Annotated in this window: 17 protein-coding genes and 1 pseudogene; 6 read left to right on the top strand and 12 right to left on the bottom strand. The window is 53.4% G+C overall.

What is annotated here, in order from left to right; all coding sequences use genetic code 11:
- Positions 1-151: 151 nt before the first annotated feature.
- From OGX83_RS13020 to tsgA, 6 genes are all read right to left on the bottom strand, one after another.
- Positions 152-6,100, bottom strand: coding sequence for a pectate lyase-fold domain-containing protein (locus tag OGX83_RS13020; protein ID WP_286588207.1), 5,949 nt, complete (start codon positions 6,098-6,100; stop codon positions 152-154).
- A 318-nt stretch (positions 6,101-6,418) separates the two neighbouring features.
- The gene (gene cysG / locus OGX83_RS13015) at positions 6,419-7,792 is read right to left on the bottom strand and encodes a siroheme synthase CysG (RefSeq protein ID WP_286588205.1); all 1,374 of its coding nucleotides are present in this window, start codon (positions 7,790-7,792) and stop codon (positions 6,419-6,421) included.
- Between the two features lie 11 nt (positions 7,793-7,803).
- Complete coding sequence (nirC, locus tag OGX83_RS13010) at positions 7,804-8,613, bottom strand: nitrite transporter NirC (protein ID WP_008786308.1); 810 nt, start codon at positions 8,611-8,613, stop codon at positions 7,804-7,806.
- 186 nt (positions 8,614-8,799) lie between these two features.
- Complete coding sequence (gene nirD, locus OGX83_RS13005) at positions 8,800-9,126, bottom strand: nitrite reductase small subunit NirD (RefSeq protein WP_003023590.1); 327 nt, start codon at positions 9,124-9,126, stop codon at positions 8,800-8,802.
- A complete protein-coding gene (gene nirB / locus OGX83_RS13000; RefSeq protein WP_008786307.1) occupies positions 9,123-11,666 on the bottom strand; it encodes an NADPH-nitrite reductase large subunit in 2,544 nt (847 codons plus the stop codon). The genes nirD and nirB overlap by 4 nt, the downstream gene beginning before the upstream one ends.
- Before the next feature lie 271 nt (positions 11,667-11,937).
- Positions 11,938-13,119, bottom strand: coding sequence for an MFS transporter TsgA (gene tsgA, locus OGX83_RS12995; protein ID WP_032945197.1), 1,182 nt, complete (start codon positions 13,117-13,119; stop codon positions 11,938-11,940).
- Between the two features lie 264 nt (positions 13,120-13,383).
- Here tsgA and ppiA point away from each other — a divergent pair, with 264 nt between their 5' ends.
- From ppiA to argD, 5 genes are all read left to right on the top strand, one after another.
- Positions 13,384-13,956, top strand: coding sequence for a peptidylprolyl isomerase A (gene ppiA / locus OGX83_RS12990; protein ID WP_003023595.1), 573 nt, complete (start codon positions 13,384-13,386; stop codon positions 13,954-13,956).
- Positions 13,957-14,062: 106 nt separating this feature from the next.
- Positions 14,063-14,230 (top strand): FicA/YhfG family antitoxin, encoded by a 168-nt coding sequence (ficA, locus tag OGX83_RS12985; RefSeq protein WP_065772013.1) that lies wholly within the window; start codon positions 14,063-14,065, stop codon positions 14,228-14,230.
- Complete coding sequence (locus OGX83_RS12980; RefSeq protein ID WP_286588203.1) at positions 14,220-14,822, top strand: putative adenosine monophosphate-protein transferase Fic; 603 nt, start codon at positions 14,220-14,222, stop codon at positions 14,820-14,822. Before ficA ends, OGX83_RS12980 begins: the two co-directional genes overlap by 11 nt.
- Positions 14,823-14,853: 31 nt before the next feature.
- Positions 14,854-15,417 (top strand): aminodeoxychorismate synthase component 2, encoded by a 564-nt coding sequence (gene pabA, locus OGX83_RS12975; protein ID WP_048236932.1) that lies wholly within the window; start codon positions 14,854-14,856, stop codon positions 15,415-15,417.
- Between the two features lie 85 nt (positions 15,418-15,502).
- Positions 15,503-16,720, top strand: a complete 1,218-nt coding sequence (gene argD / locus OGX83_RS12970) for a bifunctional acetylornithine/succinyldiaminopimelate transaminase (protein WP_008786303.1) — start codon at positions 15,503-15,505, stop codon at positions 16,718-16,720.
- 90 nt (positions 16,721-16,810) lie between these two features.
- Here the strand turns inward: argD and OGX83_RS12965 are convergent, their stop codons facing one another.
- Both OGX83_RS12965 and crp read right to left on the bottom strand, forming a co-directional pair.
- Complete coding sequence (locus OGX83_RS12965; RefSeq protein WP_008786302.1) at positions 16,811-18,898, bottom strand: YccS/YhfK family putative transporter; 2,088 nt, start codon at positions 18,896-18,898, stop codon at positions 16,811-16,813.
- Positions 18,899-18,949: 51 nt separating this feature from the next.
- Positions 18,950-19,582 (bottom strand): cAMP-activated global transcriptional regulator CRP, encoded by a 633-nt coding sequence (crp, locus tag OGX83_RS12960; protein WP_000242758.1) that lies wholly within the window; start codon positions 19,580-19,582, stop codon positions 18,950-18,952.
- Between the two features lie 308 nt (positions 19,583-19,890).
- Here crp and OGX83_RS12955 point away from each other — a divergent pair, with 308 nt between their 5' ends.
- Positions 19,891-20,298 carry an OsmC family protein gene (locus tag OGX83_RS12955; protein WP_003827750.1) on the top strand — a complete coding sequence of 136 codons (408 nt, stop codon included), beginning with the start codon at positions 19,891-19,893 and terminating at the stop codon, positions 20,296-20,298.
- Positions 20,299-20,391: 93 nt separating this feature from the next.
- On the opposite strand, the gene OGX83_RS12950 is transcribed toward OGX83_RS12955, so the two are convergent.
- The 4 genes and pseudogenes from OGX83_RS12950 to OGX83_RS12935 all read right to left on the bottom strand — a co-directional run bounded on the left by OGX83_RS12950 (position 20,392) and on the right by OGX83_RS12935 (position 23,353).
- Positions 20,392-21,261, bottom strand: coding sequence for a phosphoribulokinase (locus OGX83_RS12950; protein WP_008786301.1), 870 nt, complete (start codon positions 21,259-21,261; stop codon positions 20,392-20,394).
- Positions 21,262-21,314: 53 nt separating this feature from the next.
- Positions 21,315-21,533 carry a YheU family protein gene (locus OGX83_RS12945; RefSeq protein ID WP_003023615.1) on the bottom strand — a complete coding sequence of 73 codons (219 nt, stop codon included), beginning with the start codon at positions 21,531-21,533 and terminating at the stop codon, positions 21,315-21,317.
- Positions 21,530-22,598, bottom strand: a pseudogene (locus OGX83_RS12940) (hydrolase). The gene OGX83_RS12945 and the pseudogene OGX83_RS12940 overlap by 4 nt, the downstream one beginning before the upstream one ends.
- A gap of 35 nt (positions 22,599-22,633) precedes the next feature.
- On the bottom strand, positions 22,634-23,353 hold the full coding sequence (locus OGX83_RS12935; RefSeq protein WP_008786298.1) for an NUDIX domain-containing protein: 720 nt from the start codon (positions 23,351-23,353) through the stop codon (positions 22,634-22,636).
- Positions 23,354-23,523: the final 170 nt, after the last annotated feature.

Raw genomic sequence — 23,523 nt, 5'->3', positions numbered from 1 at the left:
TTTTTCGCCGGATAAGATATCAACTAACATAAACTTTAAGTAGTCCAGAAAAGGACATGTCGCTTTATATATAAAACATACGATTAGTGAATTGAATTTAAATAAAAAAGCCTGGTATTAATAAATAACACCAGGCTGCGGGTTTAATTAATTAGCGAAATGTTTTTCTGAAATTCAACATAAAGCCTTTATCGCTGATGTTGTCCTCTTTCCACTGGTAAGCGTCCAGATTCAGGCTGGCGTCTTTGGCGCTGTATTTCACACCGACCGTCGCCAGGCCGTTGATGCCTCCGCCTTTTTGGTCGTCGTCTACGCTAAAGGACTGGCCTGCGGCACCTTGCAGTGACGCAGTACGCTGGCTTTTGCTGTAGCTCAGGTTCGGACCGCCTTCCAGCGTGGCGCTGGCGCTCCAGCCATTTTCAGCGGTATAGTCGAACTTCATTCCGACAATGGAATCCACAGCGGTTTCGCTGCCTGCGTTCATCGAAAGGTTAAAGTCCCCCGCACTACGCTCTTTATAGCTGCCTTCCAGCGTATGACGGAATTTCACCCCGGCGTACGGCGTGACTTTCAACGTATCGTTGAGCATGGTGAAGGTTTTCGCCCCTTCGCTGCGGAACTCAAGATACTGCTGACGTGCGTTGGAATCCGCCACCTTATTGGTGTCGCCATAAGAGACAGAACGGCTGCTGTCGAGGTTGTGTACGTCATAACGCAGGCTGTTCTTCCACGCCAGACCTTCATTAAACGCCATGCTGTGCTTCAGACCAAAGAACTGACTGTAGCCGCCGGTCAGGCCGTTGTCGCCCGCGGTCTTCGAACCGTCACCGTCCAAGCGCGCGATGCCGTACTCCAGCGTCAGATTCTGGCTGGCGGTGAGATCCAACGACTGACGTAATGCCAGCATGTCGTACTGGGTATCGTTGCCCAACTCAGCGCGTGGGTCGCCTTTCGCTACGACGTTGAACGCCAGGCCATCTTTAATTTGCGGCGCGGCATCGGCCAGCATGGTAAAGCGGTTGCTTAGCACGCGGGCTTCACGGAACGCGGTGATAGCCTGACTGCCGCTCACCTGCTTAAGCGCGTTGTTCAGTTCAGCGGTGGAGCCAACGTTGAGGCTGGTGTACAGCTCGTTGTTGGTGTAACCGGCGTCGAGCGCCTGCGCCACGTCACTGACGGAACCATCGGTCGCCACATCGGCATAGGCGTTTTTGGTCATGGTGACGTCAACGTTGCCGCTGGCATCGGTGCTGCCCTGTGCATTCCACACCACGGAGGTGGACTGAATGGCACCTGCGTCGGACAGGTTGCTGCCCTCGACCACGTTGTCAAAGCTGACGGTGGTGTCGGCAGTACCTGCGGTAAAACCGGTGTTAATCTCCACGCCGTTCATGCTGGCATTGCTGACCATCAACTTACCGGCGCTGCCATCAGCGCTGGTGCCGACCACATAGCCCGACAGGTTGTTGGTGGCCGTTGAATCTGCACTGTCGCTGGTGGTAACGGTTGTCGTACCATCGGTAATAGCAGGTTCCGTGGGGGCCGTGAAGTCAACATAATGCACTTCCGTACCGTCGCCGTTTTCGCCGCTGCCTTCAATGGTTTTACCATCCTGCTTGATAAAGCCGGAGCCAGTCACGTTGTCATCAATGTAGACCGTGCCGTTGTTGACGATATGGCCGTTACTGCCCAGTTGGCTGAAGGCGTAGGAGTTGCTGGCGTAAATATTGATGGTGCCGTTATTTTCGATCACCGCATCGGATTTGGCATCTGATTCCAGCTGCATCCCGACCATACCGGTTTGTGTGGTACCTTCGGTTCCCACATTGATGGTGCCGTTATTGACCATCTTCGCGCTGCCGTGCGCGGACATCGCCACATTGTTGGTTTTATCAATGTTGATGGTGCCGTCGTTAATGGCTTTACTGCCGCCATTATTTTTCGAGGTAGTGACCTGCCCGTTAATGACGCCAGTGCTGCCGTTGTACAGCGTGTGCCCGCTCCCGCCGGTGGCGATATCGGCATCGCTGTTCACTGTCCCCCAGTTATTGAAGGTGCCAGACCACAAGCTATTATCCGCCAGCGTCATCACGCCGCCTTCCAGGTTATTGAGCGTACCGTTTTTATCGACGGAGCCGTTTTTGACGGTGCCCGCATTATTGACGGTTGACGCCGCGGTGAAGGTCAGTTTATCGACTTCGCCGCCAGCGTTGTTGTTCAGTACCGCACCACCCGATGCGCCGGTCCAGTCCGTCACGATGCCGGTATTGTTCATGGTGCTGGACCATTGCTCAACCGTGTTCATGGACCCGCTGTTGTTGATAATGGAACCTGCGACGGTGGTGCCGGTTTTCCCGGTCACTGTGCCTGTATTGTTGAAGACACCGCCGTCAACGGAGACTGCCGCTGTTGTACCTTCGTTGGTATAGGTGCCGCCTGTTGCAATACTGACGCTGCTGATGCTGCCGGTGTCGGCATTGGTTAAATCGCCGTAATTTTTAACGATGACCTTGCCGCCGCTGACGGTGCCCGCGTTGCTAATGTGTACGGTTTCCGTTGCGACCGGATTGGTAATGATGGTTTCGCCGGTAAGCGTTTCGCCTGCGGCGGTAATGACATCGCCATCAGCAAAAGTAAGGGAAACGTTGCTGTCGGTTGGGTTGTAGTCGTCGCTGCCCTGGCAGTTACTGTCATAACAGACCGTACCGTAGTTAACCACGTTACTTTTGCTGTCAGTCAGGAAAGGCTTGCCGTAATCGGCTTCAATATTGATGGTGCCGGTGGTGTCGTTAATCACGATGCCTCCATTCAGCGCCGCCATGCCCACCAGTTGGTTTTCTTCGGTTTGTGTGACGCCCTCATCGGCGGTGAGATTAATGGTGCCCTGGTTAATGGCGGTGCCGCCATTGAGCGCCATCATACCGAACCCGGCGTTATTTACGTTAATGGTGCCGGTATTGGTGGCGGTTGCATCGCCATAACCACCGTCGGTGGTGCCTGCCACCATTGCCGAGCTGGTCAGATAGAGTTGTGATGGTGACCAGTAACTTTTGCTGGCGACGGTATTATCGTCGTTCAGCGTCGGGACAAAGCCGTCCAGGTAAATATCTCCGGCATTGAGGGCCGTCCCTTTACTGGCGGATACGCCATAGACCCCCGCCCCCTGGAGATTTATTGTGGCGCCTGCCTCGTTGCTCACTTCGCCGTAGTTTTCCGCCAGCATGGCGTACAGCGTATTGCTGTACCAAATCAGCGGGAAGGTTCCTATTCCTCCATCGCTGCCTGGGGTTAGTGACGATACCAGCGTGATTGATCCTCCCGCTGCGTTGCTAACTATCGATCCTTGATCGGTAGCCGCAGTGATTGCATTACGGTTGTCATGACCGCTTGTGGCATAGGCGCTAATATCGCCACTGTTTTTTGCCTGTGCGCCGCTGCGGGCGAATAATAGGGCGACAGCGCCGTCATCAACGATGGCTCCCTGATTATCGATCGATGAACCCTGGCCTTTTGCGGTTAGTATTGCGTTGTAGGTGTAATGCTCACTGGGCAAAACTGTTTCTGTGATTTTAATTACAGAGTTTTGGTCTAACGTTAAGCTGCCGCCGTTTTGTACATTTGCCAGTGTCACTGACCCGCCGGGGAGGGTGGTGATATTCAATGTGGACTCACCGCTTAATGTGACACTGCTAGCTCCGTCTATATTTATGCCTGTAACAGACGATACTTCGCCATCGCCATTTTCGGCGTAGTTGATATCAATACCGCCCATCAGATTGACGGTATTGCCATCACCTTTGACCGTGAGGCCGTATGTATCCAGCCACTGTCCACTTACCGTGCTCACATCGCTAACATTGATGTTAAGTGAGCCGGTTAGATCCACCTGATTGTTCGTGCCGCTGACGGTGATTCCCTGGAGGGTATCGCTGTTGCTGGCCATCTGGCTATCTGCGTCATAGTCACCGCTGATTGTGACGTTGCCGGTAATATTCAGCGTATTGTTATCACCCGCCATATCGAGGCCCTGTGCACCACGGTATAGGCCGTTGCTGTCCTCGACAGCGGTCACATTGATATCACCATCCAGCGTTGCCTGTGACGAGTCGCCACTCATTTTTGCGCCAGTACCATTCAGGCTGACGTCGATATTTCCTTTATTATTAAAGACATTTCTTTCACCATCGATCACAAAACCCACGGAGTTTGCATCGCGCACGGTCGCGTTGCCGGTGTTTTTGATTTCGTTACCCGCCCCGTCAGTGACGATACCCGTCGCGCCGTTGGTGACCAGCATGTCACCTGCCTGAGTCAGGCTATTATCATTTCCATCAATGACTGCAGCGATAGAGCCCACGCCATCCACGGTGATATCACCCGTATTCGCGATTCGGGAATTATCGCCCGCAATGACGGTACCCGTTGCACCCTGCGCAATGGTTTGATCTCCTTCGCCAATAACCAGCGCCTTATTTCCCGCGATGTACAGCCCGGTTGACCCCGCGCCGGAGACCGTTGAGTCGCCGGTGTTATCAATCACCGCACCATCACCGGTCATTTTGGCTCCGGTCGCGCCGTCGGTAACGTTTAATTCGCCATCGTTAGTAATGCGCGTTTTGTCGCCGGTGATGCTGATACCGATAGAGCCTGCGCCGCTGACATCGGTGGTGCCGATATTATCGAAGGTGGCGCTGTTGCCGTTAATCAGGATGCCCGTTGCGCCACCGGAAATATCCTGCTTCCCTTCGCTGTTAATGGTTGCGTTGTCGCCGTCAATATATAGCCCGGTAGAACCTGCGCCGCTGGCGGTGGTATCGCCTTTATTGTCGATGAGGACATCATCACCGGTAATCTTTGCCCCGGTAGCGCCGTCGGCCACATAGAGTTCGCCATCGTTGATAACGTGCGAGTTGTCGCCATTGACGATGGAGCCGGTTGAACCTTGACCGCTGATGTTAGAGGTGCCGGTATTCGCCACCGTGGTTTCGTTGCCATCGATCACCATGCCGGTGCCGCCACCTGTGACGTCAATGCCACCGGAAATGCGGGTGGTGGTGCCGTTACCTGAAATCAGCGCGCCGGTTGCGCCGTCGACGTTGCTTTGTCCTGAAATCGTATTGGTGGTGTTGTCACCGGTAATGACGATGCCGACCGCACCATCGCTGACGGAGGAATCACCGCTTAACGCGTTGCTTGTCCGATCGCCGGAGATGATGACGCCAGTTTTACCTTCACCACGGGTATCAACCCCGCGATCGGCAGTATTTGATGCGTCATCGCCAGTGACGACGGTTGTCTGGTCATCGGCAACGATCAGATATCCCTGGCTGTCATATTTCCAGTACAGGCCGCTTCCTTGTACCGTACCTTCAATGACGGCGGCATTATCGTCGGTCACTTTCCAGTCGGAAACCAGCAGCGTTTTACCGTCTTGTAATGCGATCTGCCACCGATCATCCTGTTCGACGTAATTCCATACGGCGCCGCCGAGGTCCGTGCCGCTATCCAGCTTGATGCCGTCAAATGTCAGTGTGTTCAGGCCTTTATCGATGGTGACGCCGTTACTGAAGGTAATAACAGAGGTATCATCAGGTGGTGTAGGTGTTACATCGCCGCCATCGTCGTCGGGAGGCGTGGGCGTTACATCACCGCCATCGTCATCGGGAGGTGTGGGCGTTACATCACCGCCATCGTCATCGGGAGGTGTGGGCGTTACATCGCCGCCATCGTCGTCGGGAGGTGTGGGCGTTACATCGCCGCTATCGTCGTCAGGAGGCGTGGGCGTTACATCGCCATTATCTGATGGGGTTGCCGGAGTATCATTATGGTGGGAATGGCCGCCGCCATTGTTATCGATACCTATCGCTACACCAGCTGTTAGCGCAGCGACACCACCCGCGACCCATCCCCAGTGATTGTCTTGTTCTGTATAATCTGCCAGGCAGCGTGCGGAGAGTTTGTTACGTTCGGCTTTTGATAATACGGATATATCAGTAGGGCAATCATTGTCATCGTCGCTACTATCTGCGGCTATCGCCGGGAGATAGTAAGTTTGCAACGCAAGAGCAATACCCACAGCAATGAGTTTTTTCCTTTGCATAATCGACATCCTTAAATAAATACGCACAAATATGCCATTGAAGGCATAAATTTATTTCGAGGTAATTTATTATTTTGCCACTGAATGACCGTGCTTCGTCAAATTACTCAATGGTCATGTGTTATTTAGGATGTGAATTAGATTTATGGGTTGTACGGATATAAATAGGGTATTTTACGTGTTTTTTATAAATTAGAGCGCAGATTCATTTTGTTGGTGAATGAGTTTAGTCTTTCTTAATTCAGGTTTGAGAATAAATCATGAATAATAAACGAGAAAATAAATGCCCTGAGAGTCAGGGCATTTATTTGCATTCAATTAATGGTTTGAGAACCAGTTCAGCTTATCGCGAAGGCCTACCACACGACCAACAATAATTAACGCTGGGCTTTCAACCTGTTGCGCCAACTCTCCTAGCTGAGTCAGCTTGCCATTGACGACACGCTGTTTCACGGAGGTACCGTTTTCTACCAGGGCGACGGGCATATCGGGCTGCATGCCAAATTCGATCAATTTTTCCTGGATCGTGGCCGCCTGGTTTAGCCCCATGTAGAACACCAGCGTTTGTTTCTCTGCTGCCAGGTTTTCCCAGTCCAGCTCTCCGCCGGTTTTCAGATGTCCGGTAACCAGACGCACGCTCTGAGCGTAATCACGATGGGTCAGTGGAATGCCGGAATAGGCAGAACAACCGGAGGCTGCGGTAATACCCGGCACTACAGAGAATGGGATACCGGCATGGCACAGCGTTTCCAGCTCTTCGCCACCGCGGCCAAAGATGAACGGGTCACCACCTTTCAGTCGAACCACGCGCTTGCCCTGTTGTGCTTCACGCAGCAGGATCTGGTTAATCTCTTCCTGCGGTACGCAGTGATAGCCCGCACGTTTACCGACGAACACTCGGTCTGCATCGCGGCGTACAAGGTTCATGATGTCGTCGGAAACCAGACGGTCATAGACCACGACATCCGCTTGCTGGATCTGCTGTAGCCCTTTCAGCGTCAGCAGGCCGGCATCGCCAGGACCGGCGCCAACCAGCACCACTTCACCACGGTGATCCAGCGGTTCGCTGAGCATTTGCTCAGTGGTTTCCTCGACGGCTTTCAGGTCATTGTTCGCCAACGACTGCGCCAGGCGGTCATTCACGAACAATTTTTCCCAGAAGCGGCGACGTTCACCCATGCTGGCAAACTGTTGCTTCACTCGGGAGCGCAACTTGCCGGCATACTGCGCGACCTGGCCCAGATGCTGAGGCAGTACGGATTCAAGCCTTTCACGCAGCAGACGGGCCAGCACTGGCGATGTCCCGCCGGAGGAGACCGCCACCATCAGCGGTGAGCGGTCGATAATGGAGGGCATGATAAAACTGGCTGCTTTTGGCGCATCGACCACGTTGCAGAAGATACGACGTGATTCTGAGGCGGTGCTGACGCTTTGGTTGACGGTATCGTCATCGGTGGCGGCAATAGCCAACCAGCAGGTGTCGAGCAGGGACTCATCGAACGGCCCCTCAACCAGCGTCAGCATGTTTTCATCTGCCCATACTTTGAACTGCGGAATAAACGCCAGCGCATTAACCGTTAAACGAGCGCCCGCTTCCAGCAGTAACCGCGCTTTGCGTTCTGCGACATCACCACCGCCGACGATCAAGCAGTCGCGGTCACGTAGTTGACAAAATATAGGCAAATGATCCACGACATTACCCCTTAATTATTGGCAGCAGCCTCTGGCTGATTGATTTTTGCCGGAGCCGGACGCTCCGATTTTGGCGTAGCATACCAATAACCCAATCCCATGAATACGACACCGGACAAAGTATTACCGAGTGTCACCCACAACAGGTTATGACCAATTCCTGACAGGGTATAGGCTTCGCTATGGTGGCCGAACCAGGAGAGGGCAAACAGCGTCATGTTGGCAACGGAGTGCTCGTAGCCGGAAGCGATAAACGCCAGCAGACACCACCAGATAGCGAGGAATTTTGCCGCGCCTTCGGTACGGATTGCCATCCAGATTGCCAGACAAACCAACCAGTTACACAGTGCGCCTTTAAAGAACAAAACCATTGCAGGCGCGGTCGTTTTCGCCAGAGCAACCGAATGGACGATGCTGGTATCGACCGGCAGCAGGCTACCGCCACCCCAGCTGTAAAGCAGAGCGACAAACACGGAACCGACCAGGTTACCCAGCCATGTTTTTGGCAGGATTGCCCACATCTGACCGTGGCTGATGGTGCCTGCTTTGACGCCGAGCGTCAGAAACATGGTGTGGCCGGTAAACAGTTCCGAACCGGCAATAATGACCAGCGTTAAGGCGATACCAAAGGTTGCACCCATCACCAGAGGACGAACGGACGGGTCGAGCAGATTACCGAGGGTGAAAATAAGAATGATGCCGAGACCCACATAGGCTCCCGCCATTGCCGAACTGATCCAGAATCCGAGCGGGTTATTAGCCGACAGGCGTGCGATGCGCGCAGCGTTAGCCGCACACTTATTAATAGTGTCTGTGAACATGTGTTGATTATCCTTGAAGTACAAACAATAAAAAGAAATCGTAACCGTAGGCCGGATAAGGCATTTATGCCGCCATCCGGCAATGTGCCTGTGCAATTGCCTGATGGCGCTACGCTTATCAGGCCTACCAATAAAAGACCTACAAATACGTCAAAAAAGGGGAGGCGTTGCGCCTCCCAAAATTTATTAACCGCGCAGTTGCACCGTGCCGTCTTTCACTCGCGCTTCGTAATGTTTCACGGAGAACTGTTCGTCTTCCATGCACAGACCGTCGCTTAAACGAAAACGCTGTTTTTTCAGCGGGCTGGCAACCCACAATTCGCCCTGATGTTCAGCAATCAGCCCACGAGAAAGCACGCTGGACTCAAAGAACGGGTCGATGTTGCTGATCGCAAACACCTGGTCGCTGTGATACGGGCGGAAAATCGCAACCTGCTCGTTACCTAACAGAGCGCAGACGCCTGTTGCAGGCAGAATGTCATCGATTTTGCAGATGTTTTTCCACTGGCTCATGCGTTTTCCTCCACCAGAGTCACCGGGATACGCTCATAAGGCGTGGCCGGACGATGTTGTTCACGTTCAGGCACAACCTGGACATTCGGATCGCGTTTTTCGCTGTTGATAAAGTGTTTGAAGCGAACCTGCGCGGATGGGGTGTTAACGGTTTCTGTCCACTCACACACCACAGCTTCACGCAGACGGGCCATCTCTTCTTCAAGATGTTGGTTCAGACCCAACTTGTCGTCGATGATGACGGACTTCAGATACTCAATACCGCCTTCCAGATTGTCTAACCACGGTGCGGTACGGGTCAGTTTGTCGGCAGTACGGATGTAGAACATCATGAAACGGTCAAGGTACTTGAGCAGCGTTTCGCGATCGATATCCGCTGCCAGCAGGTCTGCATGACGAGGTTTCATCCCGCCGTTACCGCAAACGTACAGGTTCCAGCCTTTCTCAGTGGCGATGATACCCACGTCTTTACCCTGAGCTTCCGCACATTCACGGGTACAGCCGGAGACGCCGAACTTCATTTTGTGCGGGGTACGAATGCCTTTGTAGCGATTTTCCAGCTCCACGCCGAAGCCCACGCTATCGCCGACGCCGTAACGGCACCAGGTGCTGCCTACGCAGGTTTTTGCCATACGCAGCGCTTTGGCATACGCGTGACCGGTTTCAAAACCGGCTTCAATCAACTGACGCCAGATTTCCGGCAGGTCATCTTTCTGCGCGCCGAACAGGCCGATACGCTGAGAACCGGTAATTTTGGTGTACAGGTTAAATTCACGCGCGATACGGCCCACAGCTACCAGGCCTTCAGGGGTAATTTCGCCACCCGCAGAGCGCGGGATCACGGAATAAGTACCGTCTTTCTGGATGTTCGCCAGGAAGTTGTCGTTGGTGTCCTGCAACGGCGTGTGCTGCGGTTTGAGGATGTACTCATTCCAGCAGGAAGCCAGCAGGGAACCTACGGTAGGTTTACACACTTCGCAGCCGTAACCTTTCCCGTGTTTTGCCAGCAGCTCTTCGAAGGTTTTGATGCCTTCTACGCGGATGAGATGGAACAATTCCTGACGTGAGTACGGGAAGTGTTCACACAGGTTGTTGTTAACTTCGATACCCTGTTTCGCCAGTTCGGCGTTCAGGACCTGCGTTACCAGCGGGATACACCCGCCGCAGCCGGTACCGGCTTTGGTTTCCGCTTTCAGCGCCGCAACGGTATGGCAGCCCTTGTTGATAGCGGCAACCAGCATGCCTTTGGTGACGTCAAAACAGGAGCAAATCTGCGCGCTGTCCGGCAGTTTATCGACACCGATAGACGGCTTACCGCTGCCTGCGTGTGCTGGCAGAATCAGTGAATCCGGGTTTTCCGGCAGTTCGATGGCGTTCAGCACCAGTTGCAGCAGATTGCCGTAATCGCTGGTGTCGCCTACCAGAACCGCGCCGAGCAGGGTTTTGTTATCTTCGCTAACGATCAGGCGTTTGTAGACTTCTTTGCTTTCGTCGAGATAGACGTAGCTACGTGCGCCCGGCGTGCGCGCATGCGCGTCGCCAATACCACCGACGTCAACGCCGAGCAGCTTCAGCTTGGCGCTCAGGTCCGCGCCTTCAAAGGCATTTTCAGTTTCGAGAATATGGTCAACGGCAACCTGCGCCATTTTATAGCCTGGAGCGACCAGACCATACACGCGGTTGTTCCAGCTGGCGCATTCGCCGATGGCATAGATGTCCGGGTCAGATGTCTGGCAAGTGTCGTTAATGACGATCCCGCCGCGTGGCGCGACGTCCAGACCGCACTGGGTGGCCAGTTTGTCGCGTGGACGAATACCGGTAGAGAAGACGATGAAATCGACTTCCAGTTCGCTACCGTCGGCAAAACGCATGGTTTTGCGCGCTTCGGTGCCTTCCTGAACGATCTCTTTGGTGTTTTTGCTGGTGTGCACACGCACGCCCATGCTTTCAATTTTGCGACGTAACTGTTCGCCACCCATATGATCCAGCTGTTCAGCCATCAGCATTGGGGCGAATTCAATCACGTGGGTTTCAACGCCGAGGCTTTTCAGCGCACCGGCGGCTTCCAGGCCCAGCAGGCCACCGCCGACCACGGCACCGCGTTTGCTGCGGCGCGCGCAAGACTCAATGGCGTTGAGGTCTTCGATGGTGCGGTAAACGAAGCAGTCCTGGGTTTCCGAACCTTTAATCGGTGGGATCCACGGGTAAGAGCCCGTCGCCATGATCAGCTTATCGTAGTAAACCGTACGACCTGCGCTGGAGTGGATCACCTTCTCCTGGCGGTTAATGGTAATTGCGCGCTCGCCCACTAACACCTTAACGCCGTGCTTCTCGTAGAATCCTTCACGCACCAGAGAAAGCTCTTCGGCGGTGTGGTGGGAGAAGTAGGAAGACAGGTGTACGCGGTCGTACGCTTTGCGGGGTTCTTCACAGAAGACGGTAATATCAAAATTGGCAGCGTCGGATTTATCAAGAAGATCCTCAATAAAGCGATGGCCGACCATACCATTACCGATAATAGCGAGTCTGACTTTGCTCATTTTTGCCTCGATTTCTTTTCTATTACTGCCTACCTTAACGATTCAGCAACCGCGCTTATTGATGCAAATCAAATTCGCCCTTATATACTCCTTAAGAGGTATATAACTGATTTGTCAGCATTTTTATAAGTGACGGAATTATTTGGGTTTTCGTGTTTGTATAAATAGCGTACAAATTAAGGGGTTTTTGTAAGAATTGGCCTACATGACCAGTGAAAGAAGAGGAGGGTGAGAATGTGCCGGATGATGTGGATACCATCCGGCAGTGAGATTAATGCGTTGCTGGGGCGTTATGCTGGCGATGGCGCGTGACAAACCCAAGAATAAAGCACATCACGAATACAACCGCATACAATCCGTTAGCTGTTTGCAATGCCGCTTGCGGGCCGCTGTGTGCCACGATAGGGCCGGTGACGACGAAAGTGAGCATAGTGCCGATGGTGCCGCAGGTCAGAACGAAGTTAACCAGTTTGGGTGAGGCGACCTTCGTCTGCTGGGAGCCAAGGGTAATGATGGTGGTATAAATCGCACTGGAGAAGAAGCCCAGCGTCATAATAAACCACGGCATATGCTCTGGCGTACCGGTGATAAACAGATACATCAGGACGGTAGCCAGACCCGCCAGTACGGTCAGGATGCGCTGCAAATCGAAGAAACGCAGAATAAAGCTAAATGCCCACATGCCAACCATGTAAGACATCCAGAAGTCGCTGACCAGTTTACCCGCATCGTTCAGGCTCATGCCCAGACTTTTGGCGTACTCCGGGACCCAGGAGATAAAACCCAACTGACCGAGGATGTAGCACAGTGCAGCGATCGCCAGAAACAGCACGCCAATCCCCCATTTTTCTTTTACTACCGGCGCGTCTGACTGCTGAGCGTGTTTACCCAGTGCCGGGAATTCACAACCGAAGGTCAGCAGGAAAATGGCGACGTATACGAGGCCGATGCAGGCATAGACCCAATACCATTCGATGCTGCGCGCTAACAGGAACGCGGCAACCATCGGGAAAATCATGCCGGCCATGCTGAAGAAAGAGTCAGTAAACAGCAGGCGGGAACCGCGCTGGCGACCTTCGTACATTTGAGTTACCAGGAACGTACCAATCGACATGGTAATACCGCTTACCAGGCCCAATACAAACATGGCGGCGGAGAACAAGGCCAGGCTATGGCTGAACATCAGTCCGGCAACGGCCAGTACCATCAGGATAAAGCCGAAGCGCAACTGGGTTTTCAGTGGCACGATTTCCATTAACCATGCATTCAGAAAGATAGAGATCAGAATGCCGGCATTCAGGAAGGTGAAGGTGTTACTCATGCTGGAAACGGGCAAATGGAAGTAATCTGCGATGTTTCCCATCACCATCCCGGTGACAATTACCAACGCACCTGTCAGGGCGTAGGAGAGAAAGCTAATCCATGTGAGCTTGATGCGATTGCTGTTAGTCATGACTGGCCTGTATAGAAGTGTAAGGCGCATTGACTGCGCCGTGAGCGGGCAGATTTTAGGCGCTTTAGTGACGCATTTAAATATTTATCGGTAATAACTTGGTGCGTTACATTTTTCTATGTGATCTTGATCACATTGATACTTGCAGCCATGAGGTTACATTTGTTTCAGGTACGTAAAATTAAGTAAAGGGATGGCCTTGTCCTTGAAGGCTCTTTAGAATCAATTCACTTGCTTCATTTCTGCTCTTGTTAAGGAATTCTCATGCTCAAATCGACTCTGGCGGCTGTTGCAGCTGTTCTCGCTCTTTCTGCTCTCTCCCCCGCAGCACTGGCAGCAAAAGGTGATCCACATGTTCTGCTGACAACCTCTGCTGGTAACATTGAGCTGGAGCTGAACAGTCAGAAAGCCCCGGTTTCAGTGCAAAACTTTGTCGATTATGTCAACAGTGGTTTCTATAACAACACCACGTTCCACCGTGTGATCCCAGGCTTCATGGTGCAGGGCGGCGGTTTTACCGAGCAGATGCAGCAGAAGAAACCTAACCCGCCAATCAAGAATGAAGCCGATAACGGACTGCGTAACACTCGCGGCACGATTGCTATGGCGCGTACAGCGGATAAAGACAGCGCGACCAGCCAGTTCTTTATCAACATTGCAGATAACGCTTTCCTCGATCACGGCCAGCGCGACTTTGGCTACGCTGTTTTCGGTAAAGTTGTGAAAGGTATGGATGTCGCGGATAAGATCTCTCAGGTACAGACCCATGATGTCGGTCCATACCAGAATGTCCCGTCAAAACCGATTGTTATCCTTTCTGCTAAAGTCCTGCCGTAATCGTATCTTGCGCGGGTAGTTCTTGCCCGCGTTCACCCCTCTCTCTGCGTAACCCGAAATTGCTGCTTATACTTGTGGCAAGTGTCGGCTCATTCAGGGAGGTCACGTGAAAAAACTCACCGATAAACAAAAGTCCAGGCTGTGGGAACAACGGCGAAACGCCAATTTCCAGGCCAGCCGACGGCTGGAAGGCGTAGATATTCCACGGGTTACTCTGAGTGCTGAAGACGCCCAGGCGCGTCTTGAAGAGCTGAGGAGGCACTATGAGCGATAAATTCGGTGATGGTCGCGACCCGTATTTATATCCGGGCCTGAATGTCATGCGTAACCGTCTGGGGATTCATCAGGCGCAGCGTTTGGCGCAGGCGGCTTATGAACTGACAGCGCTGCGTGCGGCGACTATCGAATTGGGGCCGCTTAAACGGGGCTTACCGCACCTGTGCGCCATTCATCGCCAGCTGTATCGGGATATTTTTGACTGGGCGGGACACCTGCGTGAAGTCGATATTTACCAGGGCGATACTCGCTTTTGCCATTTTGCCTATATCGAGAAAGAGGGCAATGCGCTGATGCAGGACCTGGAAGATGAGTCCTGGCTGGTGGGATTACCGGAAGACAAGTTTGTCGATCGTCTTGCGCACTATTATTGCGAAATCAATGTGCTGCATCCGTTTCGCATTGGCAGTGGCCTGGTGCAGCGTATTTTCTTCGAACAGTTAGCGATTCATGCCGGGTATATGCTGAGCTGGGATGGCATTCCGGTTGAGGAGTGGAATCAGGCTAATCAGAGCGGGGCGATGGGTGACCTGTCTGCACTGCGGGCGATATTTCGTAAAGTGGTAAGCGAAGCCCCGGAAACTGAGTAGAATAGCGCGGTTCTTATGTACCGGAGCCGCCATGATCCTGCTTATTGATAACTATGATTCTTTTACCTGGAACCTGTACCAATACTTCTGCGAACTGGGCGCTGATGTCCTTGTCCGGCGCAACGACGAGCTGACGCTGGCGCAAATCGACGCGCTGAACCCGCAAAAAATCGTGATTTCCCCTGGGCCATGCACGCCGGATGACGCCGGTATCTCACTGGACGTTATTCGTCATTTCGCCGGTAAGCTTCCCTTGTTGGGTGTTTGTCTTGGTCACCAGGCGATGGCGCAGGCCTTTGGCGCGAGCGTGGTTCGGGCGGCTAAAGTGATGCACGGTAAAACCTCGCCGATTACCCATACCGGGCAGGGTGTTTTTCAGGGACTCGCTAACCCATTAACGGTGACGCGCTACCACTCTCTGGTGGTTGCCCCTGAGACGCTTCCCGAGTGCTTTGAGGTGACAGCCTGGAGTGAAACGCAGGAGATTATGGGCATTCGTCACCGCGAGTGGGATATGGAAGGGGTACAGTTTCACCCGGAGAGTATTCTCAGCGAACAGGGGCATCAGCTGCTGGCTAATTTTCTCAATCGCTGATTTGTAGTTGCTATTCAGTGATTTTTTATTCATATTTTGTGATTATAATTTCACTGGCGTTTCTGCTTAACAGGGTGGTAATGACATGGCAACTGAACAAACTGCAATTACGCGCGCGACATTCGATGAAGTGATTCTGCCGATTTATGCACCGGCTGAGTTTATCCCGGTAAAAGGAAAAGGGAGTCGAGTGTGGGATCAACAGGGCAAAGAGTATGTTGATTTCGCGGGCGGCATTGCAGTGACCGCGTTAGGGCATTGCCATCCGGCATTGGTTGAGGCGTTAAAAACCCAGGGCGAAACCCTGTGGCATACCAGCAACGTATTTACCAACGAACCGGCGTTGCGCTTAGGCCGTAAAATCATTGATGCGACCTTTGCCGAGCGCGTGCTGTTCATGAACTCCGGTACTGAAGCCAACGAAACCGCCTTTAAGCTGGCGCGCCATTATGCCTGCGTGCGTCATAGTCCGTTCAAAACCAAAATCATTGCCTTCCATAATGCGTTTCACGGCCGTTCGCTGTTTACCGTGTCCGTTGGTGGGCAGCCGAAATACTCCGACGGCTTTGGGCCAAAACCGGCGGATATCATCCATGTTCCGTTTAACGATCTGCATGCGGTCAAAGCGGTGATGGACGATCACACCTGCGCGGTGGTCGTTGAGCCTATTCAGGGAGAGGGCGGCGTCACTGCGGCTACGCCGGAATTCCTGCAAGGTTTGCGTGAACTTTGTGACCAGCACCAGGCGCTGTTGGTATTTGATGAAGTGCAGAGTGGGATGGGGCGTACCGGCGATTTGTTTGCCTATATGCACTACGGCGTGACGCCGGATATCCTCACCAGCGCGAAGGCGCTCGGTGGCGGCTTCCCGGTAAGCGCGGTGTTGACCACTCAGGAGATTGCCTCCGCGTTCCACGTGGGTTCGCACGGCTCCACCTACGGCGGTAACCCGCTGGCCTGCGCGGTAGCGGGGGCAGCGTTTGATATCATCAACACGCCGGACGTGCTGGGAGGCATTCAGGCCCGGCGTCAGGCGTTTGTCCAGCATTTGCACAAGATTGATCAACAGTTCGATATTTTCAGCGATATTCGCGGGATGGGGCTGCTGATTGGCGCTGAGCTGAAGCCGCAGTTTAAAGGCCGGGCACGCGATTTCCTTTATGCCGCCGCGCACGAAGGGGTGATGGTGCTGAACGCCGGGCCGGACGTGATGCGTTTCGCGCCGTCGCTGGTGGTGGAGCAGGCGGATATCGATGAAGGGATGCAGCGTTTCGCGCAGGCGGTAGCGAAGGTGGTGGGCTGATTGCCGGATGGCGGCGCGCGCGCCTTATCCGGCCTACAGGGTAAGGTGTGATTCGTTGGCCGGATAAGCGTAGCGCATCCGGCAAATCTCTTAACCCTTCATGTCCCGTAGTCGGCGGCTCAGCCAGATCCCGTGGTGCGGTCGCTGACGCCATGCTACCGACGAAATGGTATGCATGGTGTTCAGATGCCCAAGAACCCGCTGCAGATGCTGCTCAAGGGTGCTTAACGGACCATGGGACAGCATCTCTGGCGCTTCGAGAATATTCACATCTCCCGAGCTTCCCGGCCCATCATATTCCAGCCGCTGCTGACAGCGCTGGAGTGCAATTTCACAGGACTCCAGATACCGCTGCGCCAAATCCGGCGTCAGCATCGTATGTTCCCTTGCCAGCGTGGTCATCGCGTTGATGTGTTCAACGATGAACTGGCTGTGCGTGACCCACAGTTTCATATCTGCAAGGTAGTGCGAGTTAAATCCTGGCTCCTGCATTGCCTGGTTCAGCGAGTTGAACAGCGTGTTTTGCGTCTGGTTGACGCGCATGCGTTGATACGCCAGCGGCGTGGCCTGTGGATCGTTGCTGAGGATCAGACGAATGGCCTCCTGGTCGGCTTCTAACGCATCGTGGGCGTTTTTACGCAGCAGACCGCTCTGCCACTGTGGCCACAGCCAGAGCGTGCCGCCAAAGGCGATTAAGCAGCCAATGACCGTATCGACAAACCGCGGCACGATAAACTCTTCCCCGTTCAGCGTCAGCAGTTGCAGGGTGTATACCGCCGTTACCGTAAAACCGACGGTAGCCCAGCCGTAGTTTTTACGGATGATCAGATAGCTCACCAGGGTGATCAGCAGCATGGCCGCCAGCGTGAAACCTTCGGGAATATGAAAGTGCAACGTGACGCCGGCAATAACCAGTCCAACGAGCGTACCTACGGAACGGTGTAAGATGCGCACCCGGGTCGCCCCGTAGCCATTTTGCGTAACAAACAGGACTGTCATCAAAATCCAGTAAGGCTTTGGCAGGTGTAAGGCGCTGCCCATCAGGCTGGCGATACTCAACATAACGCTGATGCGTCCGGCATTGCGCAGCGCTGGGGATTTCAACGACAGGTAGTTTTTCAGGGCAGGGATCAGCGGCAACCGACGCTGCTTGTCAGCCATTAAGTCACGGGCATATAGCGGGCGCTGGGTCCGTAGCACGCGGGCAATACGGCTGAAGTGCCAGTAGCAAAATTGCCCCACCGGATTGTCCGGATGCTGCCTGGCGATTTTCTCCAGCGTGCCAATCTGCTTTTCCATCGAGAAACGGGTCGGCAAGCGGTGATACAAAATATCATCGGCCAGTACCCGAAGGCGTTCGGCGACGGTTCGCGCGTTCCAGCGAATTACCTGCTCCGCGTGGCTACGCTCAACCAGTTTTTGCACTTCTTCTGGCTGGTGGAGGCTAACGGAAATATGCTCCTGTAAATCCAGCGCCTCCTGAAAGGCACGCAGCAGGCGTTTGTATTCGTTGTTGTGATGTGCCGACAGCATATGCATTTGCTGATAGCACTGAGTAATCAGATCCACCGCCTTTTGTTGGCGAACCAGCAGGGGAGGCAGCGCTTTTTCTGGGTCGGCATGCTGGGTCAGCATGCTGTACTTGGCTTCACAGTAATCGGCTAATTCACGGTACAGCAAGCTGAGCGATTCGCGGAGCGGTTGCTCGCGCCACATCCAGAACCAGAACCAGTTGAACAGGCCGTACCATAACGTGCCCAGCGCGTAGATCAGCAGTGGCTCCCAGACGGGCATATTCCCGGCCAGGCTGAGCGTGAAAATCGCTGCGATAAGCGAGGCTGGCAGTAATCGCGCATGCAAGGGGCTTAGCTCGGCGGTTACGCCAAGAATGAGCGTCAGGCCGGTGAGGATCAATGGTAGCGGTATAGTTTGCGCAAGCAGTAGCTGCATGATCAAGCTGCACCCGGCAAACAGCGATGCACCAATGACTAAGCGTTTGAAAAAGCGCTTGTGCGGGGTATCAAGACCGGCAATGTTGCAGCAGGCAGGGACGAGGGAAAAGAGAAGCCCCAAATGAAGCTGACCGATGATCAGACCAACAGCCACAGGTAAACATAGCACCAGCGTTTGTCGTAGTGCGTAGTTGATCTCTGGGTGGTATATCAGTCTTCGCCACATCGGAGTAAACAAAAGTGGCGCATTACTGGGTAACGCGCCACTTCGATGGGGTTAACGCGTGCCGTAGACGACGATGGTCTTACCGTGTGCGGAGATCAGGTTCTGATCTTCCAGCATCTTCAGAATACGACCGACGGTCTCACGGGAGCAGCCAACGATCTGGCCGATTTCCTGACGGGTGATTTTAATCTGCATGCCGTCCGGGTGGGTCATCGCATCAGGCTGTTTCGCCAGATTCAGCAGAGTCTGCGCGATACGACCGGTTACGTCGAGGAAGGCAAGGTTGCCCACTTTTTCAGACGTGACCTGCAGACGACGAGCCATCTGAGAAGACAGGCGCATCAGAATATCCGGGTTGACCTGGATTAATTGGCGAAATTTTTTGTAGGAAATTTCAGCGACTTCACATGCGGTTTTGGCACGTACCCAGGCGCTACGTTCCTGACCTTCTTCGAAGAGGCCTAATTCACCAATAAAATCGCCCTGATTCAGATAAGAAAGGATCATTTCTTTCCCTTCTTCATCTTTGATCAGCACTGCCACGGAGCCTTTAACGATGTAATACAACGTTTCCGCTTTTTCACCCTGGTGAATCAGCGTGCTCTTCGATGGGTACTTATGAATATGGCAATGAGACAAGAACCATTCGAGAGTCGGGTCTGTTTGCGGTTTGCCAAGCACCATGCGCGGTTATCCTCTGTTATAAGCTGTCTCCAGAGCCAGAAAACGACGCTGCCTCTGGGTTTGCAAAAATATGCTTCCCGCTACCTGGGAAAGGGGCTGTCAAAAATATACTGCAGCCTGTAATGTGATGTCCTCTGCATACATGCAGTACGTCAATGTATTACTGTAGCATCCCGTCTGTTTTAGCATAGCTTTCGCCGTGTGTCTCCTGGTGTCTCGCTTCAGCATGACGCAGGTCGCCTTCCGTTGCGAGAATTGTTATGTGCGCGTAATCTGTCAGGAAAATTGAAACATTGGAGTTACGAAATATGCAAGCGCGTGTAAAGTGGGTTGAGGGGTTAACCTTCCTCGGTGAGTCCGCCTCTGGCCACCAAATTTTGATGGACGGTAACTCCGGTGATAAAGCGCCGAGCCCGATGGAAATGGTATTAATGGCTGCTGGCGGTTGTAGCGCAATTGATGTGGTATCGATCCTGCAAAAGGGTCGTCAGGATGTGACCAACTGCGAAGTGAAGCTGACTTCAGAGCGTCGTGATGAAGCGCCGCGCCTGTTTACCCACATCAACCTGCATTTCATCGTAACGGGTAACGATCTCAAAGATGCGTCTGTCTCCCGCGCCGTCGATCTTTCAGCGGAAAAATACTGCTCCGTGGCGTTGATGCTGGAAAAGGCAGTGAATATTACCCATTCCTATGAAGTGGTTGCTGCTGCGTGATGCCATGCCTGATGGCGTTACACTTATCAGGCCTACAGGATATAAACGCGTAGGCCGGATAAGGCATCAACCGCCATCCGGCAAAAGACCACATCACTCGATCTTCTTACCTTCCATCAGTCGCTGTACCAGCGGCAGCATAATCAATTCCATCGCCAGACCCATCTTGCCGCCAGGTACGACTAACGTATTGATATGGGAAATGAATGAGCCCTGCAGCATGGCCAGTAACCAGGGATAATCGATCCCTTCCAGGTTACGAAAATGAATCACGACAAAGCTTTCATCCAGTGATGGAATGCTCTTAGCGGCAAAGGGATTGGAGGTATCGACGGTCGGTACGCGCTGGAAGTTAATATGCGTCCGGGAAAACTGCGGTGTGATGTAATTGATGTAATCGTCCATTGAACGTACCACCGAGTCCATCACCGCTTCACGCGAATGTCCACGCTCGCTGGTATCGCGGGTCAGCTTCTGGATCCATTCCAGGTTTACGATAGGCACCACGCCAACCAGCAGATCGACATGCCGGGCCACGTTTTGCTGTGGGGTGACGACACCGCCGTGCAGCCCTTCGTAGAACAGTACATCCGTCGGTTCAGGTAGCGGCTGCCAGGGCGTGAATGTCCCCGGAACCTGGTTCCACGGTACGGCCTCATCGTAAGTGTGCAGATATTTTCGCGACTGGCCTTTGCCCGTCTGACCGTATTCGATGAAGGTTTGTTCCAGCAAGCCGAAGTCATTAGCTTCGGGGCCAAAATAGCTGATATGCCGCCCGGCATCGCGCGCTTTGCGAATCGCCATGTCCATTTCCGGACGGGTATAGCGATGAAAACTGTCACCTTCCACCTCGGCGGCGCGCAGATTTAACTGCGCGAAAATTTTACGAAACGCGAGGCTGGTGGTGGTGGTCCCCGCGCCGCTGGATCCTGTTACCGCAATCACCGGATGTTTGGCAGACATAACAACTCCATGAAATGGTTGTAATTATAGCAAAGTCGGCCGGCGGCTACGGATTACTCGTGAATCTGCTTCCTCGGCATAATGTTGACCGTTTCATGCAGTTCAGACCACACCAGCACGGCTTCACCTGATTGTAGTTGGCGTTTGACGTCGGCGACTTTTTGTTCGAGCGAGCGTTCATGTTCACCATAATCGGTGCCTTCGCGCAAGACAAAGCTTTCAATCAAATTGTCCAGCGCGTCCGGGGAGATATCTTGCCAGGGGATAATCATGATGACGTCTCCAGATACGTTGTCAGCCAGTCCGGGATTCTTGATTCCAGCCACATCTCAGGACGGCGCACCGTGCCACCTATAAATCCGACGTGGCCGCCGTGTTCAGTAAGCTGGTACTCCACCTGTGAGGGCAGATTTTCCGGTTTCGGGATCACATGATGATCCATAAACGGATCGTCTTTCGCATGGATAATCAGCGTTGGTTTGGCTATCCGATTGAGCAACGGCATGGCGCTGCACTGGCGGTAATAGTCTATAGCATCGGCGAAACCGTGAATTTTGGCGGTGATTAGATCGTCAAAATCGCGAATGCGGCGCAAAGATTTCAACTGGGCCAGACTCACCGGCAGCGAACCTGGATAAGCTTCAAGCTTCCGTGAGGCATTGGCTTTCAACAGATTGAGCAGGTAGCGCTGGTAGACCCGGGAGAAGCCCTTGTCCATATGGTAGCTACAGGCTTCCAGCACGAAAGGTGCAGAAACGATAACCGCCGCATCTATCGGAATATCGTTGCCTTCTTTTGCCAGCAGGCAAGCCAGCATGTTTCCACCGAGTGAATAACCTACCGCCGCGGTCGGTACGCGACCGAACTCACGCTCCAGCCAGTGTAAAAACCAGGTGCCATCTTCTGTTTCACCGGAGTGATAAATACGGTTCAGACGATTGGGTTCGCCGCTGCAACCGCGAAAATGCATTACCACACCCAGCCAGCCGCGCTTTTGTGCTGCTTCAATCAGGCCATGTGCGTAGGGGCTGTTCAGACTGCCTTCCAGACCGTGAAAAACCACCAGGCGCGGTTTGTGTTTCGCCTGTTGCGGATCTTCGCTCCACGCCAGATCGACGAAATCACCGTCAGGCAATTCCAGACGCTGCCAGTGGGCGTCGAACTTCACCTTGCGGCGAATTAAACGCGGCAGCATCGTCTGCAGATGGCGGTTACTGATACCGCGCATCGGGCGGAATTCTCGCGAATCGTCGGTAGGTGGGGTCATTTCTGTGGACGTGATTTCAACCATAACACCGGAGCAATTAATAATCGGAAAGAATAACTATACCGCGCACAGCGCGTGCGGGTTAGCCAATATGTGATTTTGTCGCTAGTCAGTCAGCAGGTTACGCGAGAAAAGATGAAAATCGACGTTGGGTTTACGTCGCCACAGGCGGGCTTTACGCGTCCCTGTCGCCACGCTTTCTCCGGTATCTTCAAACATTCCTGACGCTTCAAAGCGACGAATCAGACTTTTACGCTGGATCGACTGGCCGAGGATCACCTCAGTGGCTTCGAGCAGTTGCCCATGGGTAAATGTTTCCGGCAAGCAGTATACGGGCAGGAGCGAGTACATCGTTTTTTGCCGTAAGCGGTGTAGCGCCGCGGTAATAATTTTCTCGTGATCAAACGCGAGTGAATAGTTTTTCAGTTCATCAACCGGCACCCAACGGGCATTGCTGACGCTGGCGATATGGGGCGCGCAGTCTACCCAGGCGATTAGTGCAAACCAGGTGACCGTCAGGCTCCAGCCGCGCGGGTCACGATCAGGGCCGGAAAAGGTATCCAGTTGTTCCAGCCACGAAGGCGAAACGCCTGTTTTTTCGGTGAGTTTGCGCAGCGCGGTGGCGCGGGTTGAATCATCGTTTTCGATATCAATAAAGCCGCCGGGTAATCCCCAACGCCCTTTTTGCGGCTGGTTTGCCCGCTCGACCAGTAATACGCACAGCGCCTGCTGATGCAGGGTAAATAACACGCTATCTACCGTCACCAGAGGTGAAGGGAAGCGGCTGGCGTCGTACTGATTCAGGTAGTCGGCTTCGGTGGTCATAAGGTACTCACGATGATTTGTAACGCTGACAAGTGTACCAGCCCGACACCGGGGGGCAAGGTTCGTTTTTTCTCATTTCTTATCAGTGGATTAGCTCACGGCTTAAAAATAATTCATTTTATGCTTGCTTAATATGTGTCACAGGGACATTATTAATTGTGTCGAAGGGA

This window comes from Citrobacter sp. Cpo074 (assembly GCF_030332745.1).
In the GTDB taxonomy this organism is placed as follows: domain Bacteria; phylum Pseudomonadota; class Gammaproteobacteria; order Enterobacterales; family Enterobacteriaceae; genus Citrobacter; species Citrobacter portucalensis.
This window is presented reverse-complemented; position numbering and strand designations above follow the sequence as displayed.

Bases quoted from the DNA above. Each gene is read 5' to 3' on its own strand.
- OGX83_RS13020 (WP_286588207.1), bottom strand. From the start codon at position 6,100: ATGCAAAGGAAAAAACTCATTGCTGTGGGTATTGCTCTTGCGTTGCAA.
- nirC (WP_008786308.1), bottom strand. From the start codon at position 8,613: ATGTTCACAGACACTATTAATAAGTGTGCGGCTAACGCTGCGCGCATC.
- nirD (WP_003023590.1), bottom strand. From the start codon at position 9,126: ATGAGCCAGTGGAAAAACATCTGCAAAATCGATGACATTCTGCCTGCA.
- nirB (WP_008786307.1), bottom strand. From the start codon at position 11,666: ATGAGCAAAGTCAGACTCGCTATTATCGGTAATGGTATGGTCGGCCAT.
- tsgA (WP_032945197.1), bottom strand. From the start codon at position 13,119: ATGACTAACAGCAATCGCATCAAGCTCACATGGATTAGCTTTCTCTCC.
- ppiA (WP_003023595.1), top strand. From the start codon at position 13,384: ATGCTCAAATCGACTCTGGCGGCTGTTGCAGCTGTTCTCGCTCTTTCT.
- OGX83_RS12980 (WP_286588203.1), top strand. From the start codon at position 14,220: ATGAGCGATAAATTCGGTGATGGTCGCGACCCGTATTTATATCCGGGC.
- pabA (WP_048236932.1), top strand. From the start codon at position 14,854: ATGATCCTGCTTATTGATAACTATGATTCTTTTACCTGGAACCTGTAC.
- argD (WP_008786303.1), top strand. From the start codon at position 15,503: ATGGCAACTGAACAAACTGCAATTACGCGCGCGACATTCGATGAAGTG.
- OGX83_RS12965 (WP_008786302.1), bottom strand. From the start codon at position 18,898: ATGTGGCGAAGACTGATATACCACCCAGAGATCAACTACGCACTACGA.
- crp (WP_000242758.1), bottom strand. From the start codon at position 19,582: ATGGTGCTTGGCAAACCGCAAACAGACCCGACTCTCGAATGGTTCTTG.
- OGX83_RS12955 (WP_003827750.1), top strand. From the start codon at position 19,891: ATGCAAGCGCGTGTAAAGTGGGTTGAGGGGTTAACCTTCCTCGGTGAG.
- OGX83_RS12950 (WP_008786301.1), bottom strand. From the start codon at position 21,261: ATGTCTGCCAAACATCCGGTGATTGCGGTAACAGGATCCAGCGGCGCG.
- OGX83_RS12945 (WP_003023615.1), bottom strand. From the start codon at position 21,533: ATGATTATCCCCTGGCAAGATATCTCCCCGGACGCGCTGGACAATTTG.
- OGX83_RS12935 (WP_008786298.1), bottom strand. From the start codon at position 23,353: ATGACCACCGAAGCCGACTACCTGAATCAGTACGACGCCAGCCGCTTC.